General features: G+C 71.0%; 7 protein-coding genes. All 7 read left to right on the forward strand.

Annotation, left to right across the window (positions count from 1 at the left end; genetic code table 11):
- Positions 1 to 657 precede the first annotated feature (657 nt).
- The 7 genes from ACF8LI_RS18340 to ACF8LI_RS18370 all read left to right on the forward strand — a co-directional run bounded on the left by ACF8LI_RS18340 (position 658) and on the right by ACF8LI_RS18370 (position 14,076).
- Positions 658 to 1,182: a sigma-70 family RNA polymerase sigma factor gene (locus tag ACF8LI_RS18340; RefSeq protein ID WP_016450662.1), complete on the forward strand. Its 525-nt coding sequence runs from the start codon at positions 658 to 660 to the stop codon at positions 1,180 to 1,182.
- A gap of 150 nt (positions 1,183 to 1,332) precedes the next feature.
- On the forward strand, positions 1,333 to 1,614 hold the full coding sequence (locus ACF8LI_RS18345) for an MbtH family protein (RefSeq protein WP_392413694.1): 282 nt from the start codon (positions 1,333 to 1,335) through the stop codon (positions 1,612 to 1,614).
- 5 nt (positions 1,615 to 1,619) lie between these two features.
- Positions 1,620 to 2,363 carry a thioesterase II family protein gene (locus tag ACF8LI_RS18350; RefSeq protein WP_277848750.1) on the forward strand — a complete coding sequence of 248 codons (744 nt, stop codon included), beginning with the start codon at positions 1,620 to 1,622 and terminating at the stop codon, positions 2,361 to 2,363.
- Complete coding sequence (locus ACF8LI_RS18355) at positions 2,341 to 3,030, forward strand: 4'-phosphopantetheinyl transferase superfamily protein (protein WP_016450665.1); 690 nt, start codon at positions 2,341 to 2,343, stop codon at positions 3,028 to 3,030. Before ACF8LI_RS18350 ends, ACF8LI_RS18355 begins: the two co-directional genes overlap by 23 nt.
- Positions 3,027 to 4,016 (forward strand): TauD/TfdA family dioxygenase, encoded by a 990-nt coding sequence (locus tag ACF8LI_RS18360; RefSeq protein WP_374007423.1) that lies wholly within the window; start codon positions 3,027 to 3,029, stop codon positions 4,014 to 4,016. Before ACF8LI_RS18355 ends, ACF8LI_RS18360 begins: the two co-directional genes overlap by 4 nt.
- Before the next feature lie 20 nt (positions 4,017 to 4,036).
- A complete protein-coding gene (locus ACF8LI_RS18365; protein WP_392413697.1) occupies positions 4,037 to 9,382 on the forward strand; it encodes an amino acid adenylation domain-containing protein in 5,346 nt (1,781 codons plus the stop codon).
- Complete coding sequence (locus ACF8LI_RS18370; protein WP_392413699.1) at positions 9,382 to 14,076, forward strand: SDR family NAD(P)-dependent oxidoreductase; 4,695 nt, start codon at positions 9,382 to 9,384, stop codon at positions 14,074 to 14,076. The genes ACF8LI_RS18365 and ACF8LI_RS18370 overlap by 1 nt, the downstream gene beginning before the upstream one ends.
- The last annotated feature ends 8 nt before the right edge of the window (positions 14,077 to 14,084 follow it).

Below are 14,084 nucleotides of genomic sequence, written 5' to 3' on the forward strand. Positions count from 1 at the left end.
CGTCTGCAGTTTCGCTGCGCGCCGCGTCTCGATGGGGCCTGCCCAGTGCGATGGCAGGGGCCTGCGCTGCAGGCAGTTCCTGCTTCCATCCCGATGTATCGGGCATCACCAGTCCGTCATGATCCAGGCCCATCATCCACGGCGAGGGAAAGCCATGGTGATGCGATGCGCCATAGGCGATGCCTGCCGATTTTCCACAGCCGATAGCCGTGTCTCCGTTTGCACTGGCGGGACGTCTTCCAGGCAGGTGTGAGCAGCCATTCCAGGCCCGGTCCTGTCGCTGGAGCTGGTAATGCTTCTCATTTCAATGTTGGAAAACGTCAAAGGAGCGCCACTGCATGCCATGGTCCCGGTTCAAGTTTCAGCACGTCTGCAAGGCTGCACAGCCCTTGCCGATCCTGTTGCAGGACGCATGGATCCGGCGAGGGCGGCCGCCGCCCTGAGGCCGTCATGAGGCCGATCTAGGCCTGCCTCCCAAGTCACGCCGATGCGCATCGGCGCGCACTGATGCCCTGCGGTCAGCGGTTGTGCCGCCGCTTGCCGCCTGTGCCGAGTCCCGCTCCGCCCTATTGCACGGGCGGCACGCCGGCCGCCCATCGACCTGCGGTCGACATTTCCCCTTGATGTTCTTGCCTAGCTTGCGAGAGGAACTGCATCGTGTCCTTGAATCACACACATTCTTCGCTGGAAGAGGTCTTCATTGCTTCGCGTGGACAGTTGGTGAGGGTCGCGCGAAGAATTCTCAGGAATCCCGAACTGGCCGACGAGGCCGTGCAGGACACCTATCTGCGCGTTGCCGAGATGCGCAGCGATGCCGAGATCGCCAAGCCCGCCGCCTACTGGACGCGCGCCGTCTGCAACATGGCGCTGGACTACCTGCGCCGCCAGGAGCGCGAGAACAGCTACCGCACCCACGGCGTGGATGTGGAGACGCTGGAGATACCGGACGGCCGCTCGCCCGAGCGCAGCCTGTTCGAGTCCCAGGCCATACGCCTGATCGACCAGGCCCTGGACGAGGTGCCGCCCAAGACCCGCGAGACCTTCGAGCTGTACCGCATCAAAGGCCTCACCCAGCGCCAGATCGCCGAGCACATGGAGTGCGCGCTGGGCCTGGTGAATGCCAGGATTGCCGATGCCTGCAAGGCCATCCATGTCCACCGCTCGCTGCTGGACCACCATTGAACGGTGCAGCCCCGCGCACGACCCGGAACCGGCGCGCACGCGGCGTGAACAGTTTCGGGTTCGGAACGTCATGTTCAACAGAGGCGCAGTACCGGATCGCCGCGATCCGGAACTGGCTTCGCCGATGTTCAACTGCACAAGGACGCCTGCATGTCTACAAGCTGCTTCGACCGCGAAGACGAAACCTTCATCGTTCTGGTCAACCACGAGGAACAGTATTCCATCTGGCCGCACTGGAAGGCCGTACCCGGCGGCTGGACCGCCGTGGAGGGCGTGAAGGGCGACAAGAAAACCGTGCTCGACTACGTGGACGCCACCTGGACCGACATGCGGCCCAAGTCGCTGCGCGTGTGGATGCAGCAGCAGGACCAGGCGGGTGCCGGCGCCGCGCGGCACAAGGCCGATACCGATACCGAAACCGCAGCGGGCTGACGCGCATGCACGCGCCGCTGACCCTGCTGTGCCTGCCGTGCGCAGGCGCCAGCGCCACCATGTACCTGCGCTGGCGCAGGCTGCTGCCCCACTGGATCCGCATTGCGCCGGTGGAGCTGCCGGGGCGGGGCAGCCGGCTGGGCGAGCCTGCGGTCGAGGACTTCGGGCAGCTGGTATCGCTGCTGTGCGCCGAGCAGCGCCAGGCCATGCGCGGCCGCTTTGCGCTGCTGGGCCACAGCATGGGCGCGCTGCTGGCCTTCGGCATGGCGCGGCAGTTGCGCGAGGAGGGCAGGGAGCTGCCGCTGGCTCTGGTTGCCTCGGGCAGCCCGGCACCGGCCTGCCGCGATCCCGAGCGCTTTGCGGGCAAGGGCGACGATGCGGCGCTGATTGCCGATCTGCGCAGGCAGGGCGGCACGCCCGAAGAGGTGTTTGCCAGCCCCGAGCTCATGCGTATCACGCTGGATGTGCTGGGGTCCGACTACCGCGTCTGCGAGAGCTTCGGCCATGTGCCCGCTGCGGGCCTGCCGCTGCCGGTGCACGTCTTTGCGGGGCGGCAGGACGACATCGAGGCGCCCCGCGTCCAGGCCTGGTCGCAGGAGGCCGCCGGGGCCTTCACGCTGGACTGGTTCGAGGGCGGGCATTTCTTCATCAGGCAGCGCGAAGGCGATGTGCTGGCCGTGCTGGCGCAGCGCCTGGCCGGGTCCCAGTCACTCCAGGGGGAAATCCATGCAGCTCGTGTCCGTGCGTGAGGCCATGAGCCAGGGCATCGAGGTCTTCAGGCTGGACCTGGACCTGTCGGCCGAGCTGAGCGACAGCCTGCCGCACCTGACCCCCGAGGAGCGCGGTCGCGCCGCGCGCTTCGTGCGGGCCGCCGACCGGCTGCGCTTCGCACAGACGCGCGCTGCCACGCGGCGGCTGCTGGGGCGCAGGCTGGGCTGCTGCCCGGCCGATGTGCCCCTGGCCATCGGCACGCACGGCAAGCCCTTCGTGGATGACGAGCCGCACAGGGCGCCTGTGTTCAACGTCTCGCATTCGGGCGGCCATGCGCTGATCGCGCTGGCCGACCCCGGTGGCGTGCTGCACCTGGGCGTGGACATCGAGCAGCACAAGCCCGACCTCGATGCCGAGGTCATGCTCGACGCCGTCTGCACCGACCAGGAACGCGCCAGCGTGCGCCGTGCGCCTGATCGGCTGGCGGCCTTCTACCAGCGCTGGGTGGGCAAGGAGGCCGTGCTCAAGGCCATCGGCATTGGCGTGGCCGAGCACCTGCGCTCCATTGGCATCAGCCCGGGAGGGGACGGACGGCTGGCCATCGCCTGCGCGGTCCCCGACTGGAATGGTTTTCAAGCGATGGCGCTTCCAGCGCCGCCGGGCTACGCGGCAGCTCTTGCGTGGCGCACCAAGGAATCGACATGAACGAAACCCTCCAGCGCTTCGAGCGCAAGGCCCCCGCGGGCTCGCTGCTTCCCCAGCTCATCACGCCCGCCCAGCCGGGCCAGGACCTGCTGGCTGCGCTGCCGCCGCTGCGTCGCGACATCGACGAGGCGCTGCTGACCACGGGCGGCGTGCTGCTGCGCGGCTTTGGCGTGCCTGATGTGGAGACCTTCCAGCGCTTCGCCTCGGCCTTCGGCCATCCGCTGCTCAAGTACGAATTTGCCTCCACGCCGCGCAGCGCGGTCGAGGCCTCCAGCGGCGCGGGCGTCTACACCTCCACCGAGTACCCGGCCCACCAGAGCATTCCGCTGCACAACGAGCAGGCCTACACGCGCGAGTGGCCCATGAAGATCTGGTTCCACTGCGTCACCGCATCGCCCGAGGGCGGCGAGACGCCGATTGCCGACAGCCGTGCGGTCTACCGCCGCATTCCGGCGCGCATCCGCGAGATGTTCGAGCCCGGCATCCTGTACGTGCGCAACTTCGGCGAGATGGACGTGCCCTGGCAGAAGGTCTTCAACACCGAATGCCGCGCCGAGGTCGAGGCCTTCTGCCGCCATGCGCGCATGGACTGGGAGTGGAAGGAAGACGACGGCCTGCGCACGCGCCAGCTCTGCCAGGCCATGGAAAGCCACCCCGTCACGGGCGAAATGGTCTGGTTCAACCAGGCCCACCTGTTCCACATCTCGGCGCGCGAGCCCGAGGAGCGCGAGGTGCTGGAGGAGGTCTACGGCATCGAGAACCTGCCGCGCAACACCTTCTTCGCCGACGGCTCCACCATCGGCGACGACATCTTTGCCGAGGTGCGCGCCGCGCTGGATGCCGAGACCGTCAGCTTCCCCTGGGAGCAGGGCGACGTGCTGATGCTGGACAACATGCTCGTGGCCCATGCCCGCTCGCCCTTCAAGGGGCCGCGCAAGGTCATCGTCGCCATGGCCGAGCCGCGCAGCAATCTGGACCGTTTCTGAGAACCCGGGAGGCAGCTGACATGCTGAGTGGACAAAGTGCAATCGCGGCAGCAGGCCAGGCGCCTGCCAGCCTGGTCGAGCATCTGAGGGGCCTGGCGCAGCAGCGGCCCGACGACATCTGGCTCACCGTGGCCGCCGTGCAGGACGGCCGCGTGGTGGAGCGCAGCCACAGCTACGGCGAGTTCGACCGCCGCGTGCGCGCGCTGGCCGCCCGGCTGCAGCAGCTGTGCCCCGTGGGCGCGCGCGCCCTGGTGATGATGGACAACGACGAGCACTACGCCGCCAGCATGCTGGCCTGCTTCTACGCGGGCGTGATCGCCGTGCCGGTGCCGCCGCTGGAATCGCTGCGCGTGCAGCATCTGGAGCGGCTGCTGGGCATCGTGGGCGACGCGGACGCGGCCTGCGTGATCAGCACGGCCGAAGTGATGCAGGCCCTGCCCGGCGCCGATGCGCGCTTTGCCGGCATTGCCGCCGTGGCCGCCGACCAGGTGGACCTGGCCGATGCCGACGCCTGGCGGCCCCACGCCCCGGCTGCCGACCACATCGCCTTCCTGCAATACACCTCGGGCTCCACCTCGGCGCCCAAGGGCGTGATGGTCAGCCACGGCAACCTCATCGCCAACGAGGCCGCCATCCAGCAGCGCATGGACATCGGCGCGGGCGACCGCTTCATGTCCTGGGCGCCGCTGTACCACGACATGGGCCTGATCGGCGGACTGCTGCAGCCGCTGTACAGCGGGCTGCCGCTGGTGCTGACCTCGCCGCGCCTCTTTCTGGAAAGCCCTGTGCGCTGGCTGGAACTGATCTCGCGCCACCGCGCCACCATCAGCGGCGGCCCCGACTTCGCCTACCGCATGTGCCTGGAGCGCATCAAGCCGTCGCAGCTGGCGCAGCTGGACCTGTCGAGCTGGCGGCTGGCCTATACCGGTGCCGAGCCCGTGCGTGCCGACACCGTCACGGCCTTCGCGCAGCGCTTTGCCGCCTGCGGGCTGCGGCCCGACGCGGCCTATGCCTGCTACGGCCTGGCCGAAGCCACCCTGTTCATCACCGGCGGCAGTTGCGGCGCAGGCGCCACGATCACGTCCTTCGATACCGAGGCCCTGGGCCAGGGCCGGGCCGAGGAAAGCCCCGGCGCCTCGCAGACCACCGCGCTGGTGGGCTGCGGCCCTGCCGTTCCCGGCCATGCGGTGAACATCGTCGATCCGCACAGCCTGCAGGTGCTGGAGCCCGGCCGCGTGGGCGAGATCTGGGCGCACGGCCCCAGCATCAGCCAGGGCTACTGGGGCAAGCCGCAGCAAACGCAGCAGGCCTTTGTCGAGCATGCAGGCCGGCGCTGGCTGCGCACGGGCGACCTGGGCTTCGTGCATGCTGGCCAGGTCCATGTGGCGGGCCGCATCAAGGACCTGATCATCGTGCGCGGGCACAACCTCTACCCGCAGGACATCGAGCGCGTGGTCGAGGCCGCGGTCGAAGCCGTGCGCAAGGGGCGCGTGGCCGCGTTTGCGGTGGACATCGATGGCCGGGAAGGCATAGGCATTGCTGCCGAAGTCTCGTTCGGCATGCAAAAGCTGGTGCCGGCCCAGGCCCTGGTCGATGCACTGAGCACCGCCGTGGGCGCGCAGTGCGGCGAGGCACCCACGGTGATCGTGCTGCTCAACCCCGGCGCCTTGCCCCGCACCTCCAGCGGCAAGCTGCAGCGCGCAGCCTGCCGCCAGGGCTGGTCCGCGCGCACGCTGGATGCCTGGGCAGTGTTCGAGTCGGGCCGCTTCGCGGGCGGCGGCAGCCCCGCACCGCAGGAGGCGGGCGCGGCAGATCCCACCACAAGCACGCTGGCCGGCCTGTGGCGCGAGGTGCTCGGTGGCGATGCCCTGCACAAGCCGGCCGGCGAGGCCAACTTCTTCGCGCAAGGCGGCAACTCCCTGGCCGCCGTGCGGCTGGCCGCGCGCATCTGCCGGCAATGGTCCCTGGAGTATCCGGCCGGGCGGGTCTTCGAGCACCCGCGGCTGCGCGACCAGGCGCACGACATCGACCGGCTGTGCCAACAGCGCCAGCCGGGCACGGCGCTGCAGCGCATTGCCCCGCTGGCCGAGGCTCGTCGCGCCATGCCCCTGCCGCTGACGCCGGCCCAGCAGCGCCAATGGTTTCTCTGGAAGATGGATACGCGCAGCACGGCCTACCACGTGCAGGGCGCCCTGCGCATCACCGGGCCGCTGGATGCAGGCGCCCTGCGTGCAGCCGTGCAGGGCCTGGCCGAACGGCATGGTTCGCTGCGCACGGTATTCAACGCCCGGCCCGATGGGGAGGTCGAGCAGCGCCTGGACCCCCAGGGCAGGCTGGAGCTGCAGTGGCTGGATGCCGCGCAGGGCGACTCCGCGCAGCGCCAGGAGCACGCCGCCCAATGGCTGCAGGCGCTGTGCGCCCAGCCCTTTGATCTGCAGCAGGGGCCGCTGGCCAGGGCTGCCCTGGTGCGGCTGCAGGCCCATGAGCACATCCTGGCGCTGGTGATGCACCACATCGTCTCCGACGGCGCCTCCATGCAGATCCTGCTGGACGATCTGGCGGCGCTGTATTCCGGCGCTCCGGACAGCGGCCCGGCGCTGCAGTACGTGGACTACGCCGTCTGGCAGCGGGAGCAGGCTCAGCAGGCCCAGCAAGGCCAGCAGGCCTCGCTGGCCTACTGGCTGGAACGGTTGCAGGTGCCCCCAGGCGAGGCCCAGCCTGTGCTGGCCCTGCCTACCGACCATCCGCGCCAGGCGCTGGCACGCTATCGTGCGGGGCGGCACAGCTTCGAGCTGCCCGGCGCGACCTTGCAGGCACTGCGCGCGCAGGCCCGCCAGCAGGCAGACACGCTCTTCACGCTGCTGCTGGCAGGATGGCAGGCACTGCTGTACCGCTACACGGGCCAGGAGGACATCCGCGTCGGCGTGCCCGTGGCCAACCGCGCGCATGCCGACCTGCAGGGCGTGGTCGGCTTTTTCGTCAACACCCTGGTGCTGCGCAACCGCATCGACGGGCGCATGCGCCTGGCCGACGTGCTGCAGCAGGCCCGCGAGGCGGCGCAGGGCGCGCAGGCCCACCACGCGCTGCCGTTCGAGCAGCTGGTGGAGGCGCTGCAGCCGCAGCGCAGCCTGGCGCACAGCCCCTTGTTCCAGGTGCTGTTCAATCATCTGGTGGAGGACTGGCACGCGCTGCAGCAGGTGCCGGGCTGGACGGTGGCCGGCCAGCCGCTGGCGGCCGCAGATGCGCAGTTCGAGCTGACCGTGGAAGTGCGCGAGCGCTCCGATGGCAGCCTGGGCATCAGCCTGGTCTATGCCCGCGAGCTGTTCGAGCCGGGCAGCATGCAGCGCCTGGCCGCCCACTACGAGGCCATGCTGGACGCCCTGGCCCGGCAGCCCCAATGTGCCGTGGACGAGGTGCCGCTGCTGGGTCCCGAAGAACGCCAGCAACTGGCGGCCTGGAGCTGCAATGACCAGGTCCTGCACGGCGGCGACATCGTGCACCGCCGCTTCGAGCAGCAGGTGGCGCGCAGCCCCGATGCCCCGGCCCTGTGCCTGGGCGAGGCCACGCTGGGCTACGCCGAGCTCAATGCGCGCGCCAACCGGCTGGCGCATCACCTGATCGCATCGGGCGTGCGGCCCGGCGTGCCGGTGGGCATTGCCATGGAGCGCTCCATCGAGATGGTCGTGGGGCTGCTGGCCATCATGAAGGCCGGCGCGGCCTATGTGCCCATCGACCCCGAGCATCCGGCCGACCGCATCGCCTACATGCTGGAGGACAGCGGCGTGTCCCTGGTGCTGGTGCAGCCGCAGGTGCGGGACCGCCTGCCAGCCAGCTGCAGGGCCCGACTGGTCGATGTGCCGGGCCTGGCGTCCCGGCTGCAGGACCTGCCTGCGCACAACCCGGCCGTTGCCCTGCATGGCGACAGCCTGGTCTATGTGATCTACACCTCGGGCTCCACGGGCCGGCCCAAGGGCGCGGCCAACCGCCACCGTTCGCTGTGCAACCGCCTGGCCTGGGGGCAGATGCACCAGCCGCTGGGCCCGGGCGACACGGTGCTGCAGAAAACGCCCTTCGGCTTCGACATCTCCTTCTGGGAGTTCTTCTGGCCGCTGACCACCGGCGCACGCCTGGCGCTGGCCGCCCCCGGCGACCACCGCGATCCCCGGCGCCTGGCCGAGCTGATAGCGCGCCACCAGGTCAGCACCATCCACTTCGTGCCGTCCATGCTGCAGGCCTTCATGGCGCACCCGGCGGCCACCACCTGCCAGGGGCTGCAGCGCATCATCTGCAGCGGCGAGGCCCTGTCCGCCGGATTGCAGGCGGCCGTGCTGCAGGCCTTCCCCGGCACCCGCCTGCTCAATCTCTACGGCCCCACGGAGGCGGCCATCGAGGTCACCTGGTGGGACTGCCGGGACGAGGGCGCGCTGTCCGTGCCCATAGGCCGCCCCGTGGCCGGGCTGCGCACCCATGTGCTGGATGCCGCGCTCAACGAGGTGCCGCGCGGCGTGGCCGGCGAGCTGTATCTGGGCGGTATGGGCCTGGCGCGCGGCTACTGGCGGCGGCCGGGCCTGAGCGCCGAGCGCTTTGTCGCCGACCCCGCCAGCCGCACGGGCGAGCGCCTGTACCGCACGGGCGACCTGGTGCGCTGGCGCGGCGACGGCCAGATCGACTACCTGGGCCGCGTGGACCACCAGGTGAAGATCCGCGGCTTTCGCATCGAGCTGGCCGAGGTGGAGGCGCAACTGCTGGCCCACCCCGCCGTGCGCGAGGCCGTGGTGGTCGCCCGCCAGGCGGCCGACGGCGCGCGGCTGGCCGCCTTTGTCTCGGTGCAGCAGGGACAGTGCCTGGACATGGCCGCGCTGCGCAGCGCGCTGGCCGCGGCCCTGCCCGACTACATGCTGCCCTCGTCCATCACCGTGCTGGATGCCTTGCCCCTGAACGCCAATGGCAAGGTGGACCGCAAGGCGCTGCCCGAGGCGCCCGCCCTGCCGGCCCTGGAGCGCCAGGCCTACGAGCCGCCCGAGGGCGGTGTGGCCGCGACCATTGCCGCCCTCTGGGCCCAGGTGCTGGGCGTGGAGCGCATAGGCGCCGGCGACAACTTCTTCGACCTGGGCGGGCATTCGCTGCAGCTCATCCGCGTGCATGGCCTGCTGGAGGCGCGGCTGGGCCGGGAGCTGTCCCTGGTCGATCTCTTCAAGCACCCCACGGTGTCGGCCCTGGCGCGGCGCATCGAGCAGGGCGCAGATAGCGAGGGCGAGGGCGACGGCGCCGCGCAGGCGGCCGCCGCCCGGGACGGCATGGACGCGGCCCAGCGCCGCCGCGAGGCGCTGCTGCAGCGCAAGCGCCACATCGAAAGGACCCTCTGATGTCTTCTTCCTCCGAAACCACCGGCCTGGAGATCGCCGTCATCGGCATGGCCGGGCGCTTTCCGGGCGCCGACGACATCGACCGCTTCTGGGCCAACATCCGTGACGGCGTCGAATCCGTGAAGCGCTACAGCGACGATGAGCTGCGCGCCCTGGGCGTGCCCCAGGCCCTGCTGGACGATGCCGGCTACGTGAAGGCCGGCATGCCGCTGGCCGGCATGGACCTCTTCGATGCCGACTTCTTCGGCTACACCCCGCGCGATGCCGAGCAGCTGGACCCGCAGCACCGCCTTTTCCTGGAATGCGCGTGGCAGGCGATGGAGCATGCGGGCTACGAGGGCCGGCGCTACCCCGGCGCCATCGGCGTGTATGCGGGCACGGGCGCCAGCGTCTACCTGATGCGCCATCTGCTGCCCCGCCATGCGCCGAGCCCTGGCGCCCAGGTCGCCGACCTGCTGGGCCTGATGAGCGGCAACATCGCCGATGCCCTGGCCACGCGCGTGGCCTACAAGCTGGACCTGCGCGGCCCGGCCGTCACCGTGCAGACGGCCTGCTCGACCTCGCTGATGGCCGTGCACACCGCCTGCCAGGCGCTGCTGGGCCATGAATGCGCCATGGCGCTGGCCGGCGGCGTCTCGCTCAACCTGCTGCAAAACGGCGGCTACCGCTACCAGGCCGGCGCCATCTTCTCGCCGGACGGGCATTGCCGCGCCTTCGATGCCCAGGCCGCAGGCACGCTGCAGGGCAGCGGCGCGGGCATTGTGGTGCTCAAGCGCCTGGACGATGCGCTGCGCGACGGCGACACCATCCACGCCGTCATCCTGGCCAGCGCCGCCAACAACGATGGCGCAGACAAGGTGGGCTTCACGGCGCCCGGCGTCAACGGCCAGGCCGCCGTGGTGCGCGCGGCGCAGGCCCTGGCGGGCGTGCCGGCCGACACCATCGGCTATGTGGAAGCCCATGGCACGGGCACGGCGCTGGGCGACCCCATCGAGATCGCGGCGCTGACCCAGGCCTTTCGCGCCAGCACGCAGCGCAGGGGCTACTGCGCCATCGGCTCGGTGAAGACCAATATCGGCCATCTCGATGCGGCCGCCGGTGTCACGGGCCTGATCAAGACGGTGCTCTCGCTGCGGCATGCCACCTTGCCGCCCAGCCTGCATTTCGAGCGGCCGCACCCGCAGATCGACTTCGAGCGCAGTCCCTTCCATGTCAACACCGCGGCCAGGCCCTGGCCCCAGGCGGCCACACCGCGCCGCGCGGGTGTGAGCGCCTTCGGCATTGGCGGCACCAATGTCCATGTGGTGCTGCAGGAGGCTGCTGCCGCCCCTGCCACCTCTGCCGCCCCTTCCCTTACACAGGCGGATGCAGCCCGGGGCTGGCAGGTGCTGCCGCTGTCCGCTCGCAGCCCCCGTGCGCTGGATGAAGCGGCGCGCCGCCTGGCCGCCCATCTGCAGCAGGCCGGCAGCGGCCTGTCGCTGGACGATGTGGCCCACACCCTGCAGCAGGGCCGCCGCGCCTTCGGCCATCGCCGTGCCGTGGTGGCAGACGGTATGGGCATGGCGGTGGAGGGCCTGCACCTCTCTGCTGCTGCTGCTGCTGCTGCTGCTGCGCCGCCAGGCCAGGCCACCGAGGTGCCGGCACAGCCGCCCGGCGTGGTCTTTCTTTTCCCGGGCGGGGGCGTGCAGCACGCCAACATGGGCCTGGACCTGTACCGCGACGGCGGTGTGTTCCGGCAGGAGGTGGACCGCTGCTGCGAGCTGCTGCAGGCCGAAACAGGCTGGGACCTGCGCCAGTGGCTGTTCCCCGCCCCGGGTGAAGAGGTGGAGGCCGACGCGGCGCTGTCCGCCATGGACAAGGCCCAGCCGGCGCTGTTCGTGATCGGCTATGCGCTGGCCCGGATGTGGATGGCGCGCGGCGTGCAGCCCGTGTCCATGCTGGGCCACAGCCTGGGCGAGTATGTGGCGGCCTGCCTGGCCGGCGTGTTCGAGCTGCCGCATGCCCTGCGCATCGTCGCGGCGCGCGGCCGCCTGCTGCAGTCGCTGCCGCAGGGCGCCATGACCTCGGTGCCCCTGGCCGAGGCCGCGCTGCAATCGCTGCTGGATGCGGGCTGCGACCTGGGTGCCGTCAACGGCGAACGCCTGTGCGTGCTGTCCGGCCCGCTGGCCGCCATCGAGGCGGCCGAAGAGGCGCTGCGCGCGCGCGACATCACCGCCCGCCGGCTGCACATTGCCGTGGCCTCGCACTCGGCCATGACCGAGCCCCTGCTGGCGCAGCTGGAGCGGGTGGTGGCCAGCGTGCCCCGGCATGCGCCGCGCCTGGCCTTCATCTCCAGCGTGACCGGCAAGCCCATCACGGCCGAGCAGGCCATGAACCCCGCCTACTGGGCCGGCCACCTGCGCCATACCGTGCGCTTTGCGGACGGGCTGGACGAGCTTGTGCGAAAGCCGGGCCGCGTGCTGCTGGAGGTGGGCCCCGGCCAGGCCCTTGCCGCCCTGGCTCGCCAGCATGCGCGCGCCGCCACGGCGGCCGGCATCTGGCCCAGCCAGGCCCATCCCCAGCAGACCGCACGCAGCGCGCAGCTGCTGGCGCAGGCCGTAGCCGGACTGTGGTGCGCGGGCGTGGACATCGACTGGACTGCCTGCCGGGGCGGGCGGCCAGGCCGGCGCGTGCCGCTGCCGACCTATGCCTTCCAGCGCCGCTCTTTCTGGGTGCAGGCTGCGGGGCAGGGTGGCGATGCACCGAAAGCGGCAGGCACGGCAGGCCCCTCGGCGACCGCGGGTCCGTTCTACGCCGCCGCCTGGCAGCGCAGTCCCTTGCGGTGGGAGGCAGGCACCGCCGCAGCCGCAGCCCAGGTGGCCCTGGTGTTTGGCGACGGCAGTGCCACGGCCGAGGCCCTGGTGCACGCATTGCGCGCGCAGGGCGCCGATGTGGTCTGCGTGGAAACGGGCGCCGCCCCCGCCTGCCTGGCCCCGGGCCGGCATGCCGTGCGCCCCGGCGAGCGCCGCGATTGTGAGGACTTGCTCGATGCGGTGCAGGCGCAGTTCGGCCCCGTGGGCGCCATCTACCACCTGTGGGCCATGGACGCGGCCGCCCCTGCGCCGCTGGAGCGCGGCTTTCACAGCGTGCTGGCCCTGGCGCAGGCGCTGGAGGCCCGTGCGCACGGAGCTGGAGGCCCGCGCACACGGCGGCTGCTGCTGGTGGCCGCAGGCGGTTCGGAAGATGTGACCGGAGCGGAAGCGCTGAACCCCGAGATGGCCGCCGTCTTTCCGCTGTGCAAGGCGATAGGGCAGGAATGCCCGTCCATCGACTGCCGTTTCGTCGATGTGGTGCAGGCGGGCTCGCCCGCAATGCAGGCCCGGCTGGCGCGCCAGCTGCTGGACGAAGCCCGCGCGCCGCATGGGCTGCGCGCGGCCGACACGGCCATCGCCCTGCGCGGTGCCCACCGCTGGCGCAAGACCTACGAGCCCCTGCAGTGGCAGGACGCCGCGGCGCCGCGCCTGCGCAGGCAGGGCGTGTACCTGATCACGGGCGGCCTGGGCGGCGTGGGCCTGGCGCTGGCCCGGCATCTGGCCGCGCACTGGCAGGCCCGCCTGGTGCTGGTGGGCCGCACGGCGCTGCCTGCGCGCAGCCAATGGGAGGCGCTGGCCGCCGATGACGGGCAGCCGAGCACCCTGCGCCAGCAACTGCTGCAATTGCTGGCCCTGGAGGCCGAGGGCGCCCAGGTGCTGACCCTGGCGGCCGATGTGGCCGACGCCGCGCAGATGCAGGCGGCGCTGGCGCAGGCGCACCAGCGCTTTGGCGCGCTGCATGGCGTGGTCCATGCCGCAGGCCATGCCGACAGCGGCATGCTGGCCACCCGCACGCGGGACGGCGTGGAGCGCACGTTCGCCCCCAAGCTGCGCGGCACCCGGCTGCTGCTGGATCTGCTGGGCACGCAGGACATGCAGGACATGCAGGACATGCAGGCGCCGGACTTCGTGCTGCTGTGCTCGTCCATCTCCAGCCTCACCGCAGGCCTGGGCAAGAGCGACTACGCCGCCGCCAATGCCTGCATGGATGCATTGGCGGCACTGGCCAGCCGCCAGCGCGCCTGGCCCGTCATCTCCGTGGACTGGGACGCCTGGCGTGACCTGGGCATGGCCGCCGGCATGCGTATTCCCGAGGGCATAGGCTGGAGCGGCGCAGAAGCGGCAGCGGTGTTCGAGCGCATCGTCAACGGCGATGTGCCGCACCAGGTGGTCATCTCCACCACCGACCTGCGGCAGCGCCTGGGCGAGATCGATGCCGGGCTGGTGGATGCGCTGGCAGAACCTGCCGCCGAAGCCGTCGCCGAACCTGCCAACGGATCGCAGGCCCGTGGCGGCCATCCGCGCCCGGCGCTGCAGACCGCCTACGTCGCGGCCGAAGGCGAGCTGCAGCAGGCACTGGCCGCGCTGTGGACCGACATGCTGGGCATTGCCCCGGTGGGCGTGGACGACAACCTGTTCGAGCTGGGCGGCGACTCGCTGCTGGCCCTGCAGATCCTGGGCCGCGTGAAAAAGCGCTTTGGTGTCGAGCTGCACCCTGCCGCCTTCTTCAAGGCCCCCACCGTCGGCGAGCTGGCCGTGCTGGTGGAGACCCGGCTGATCGAGGAGATCGAGGCCACCGTTACCGATGAAGGCGATGCCCTTGCCGCCTTCGCATCTGCGTGAGAAGACCA

The sequence above is a fragment of the Delftia sp. WSY_12 genome, assembly GCF_043104645.1.
Classification (GTDB): domain Bacteria; phylum Pseudomonadota; class Gammaproteobacteria; order Burkholderiales; family Burkholderiaceae_C; genus Comamonas; species Comamonas tsuruhatensis.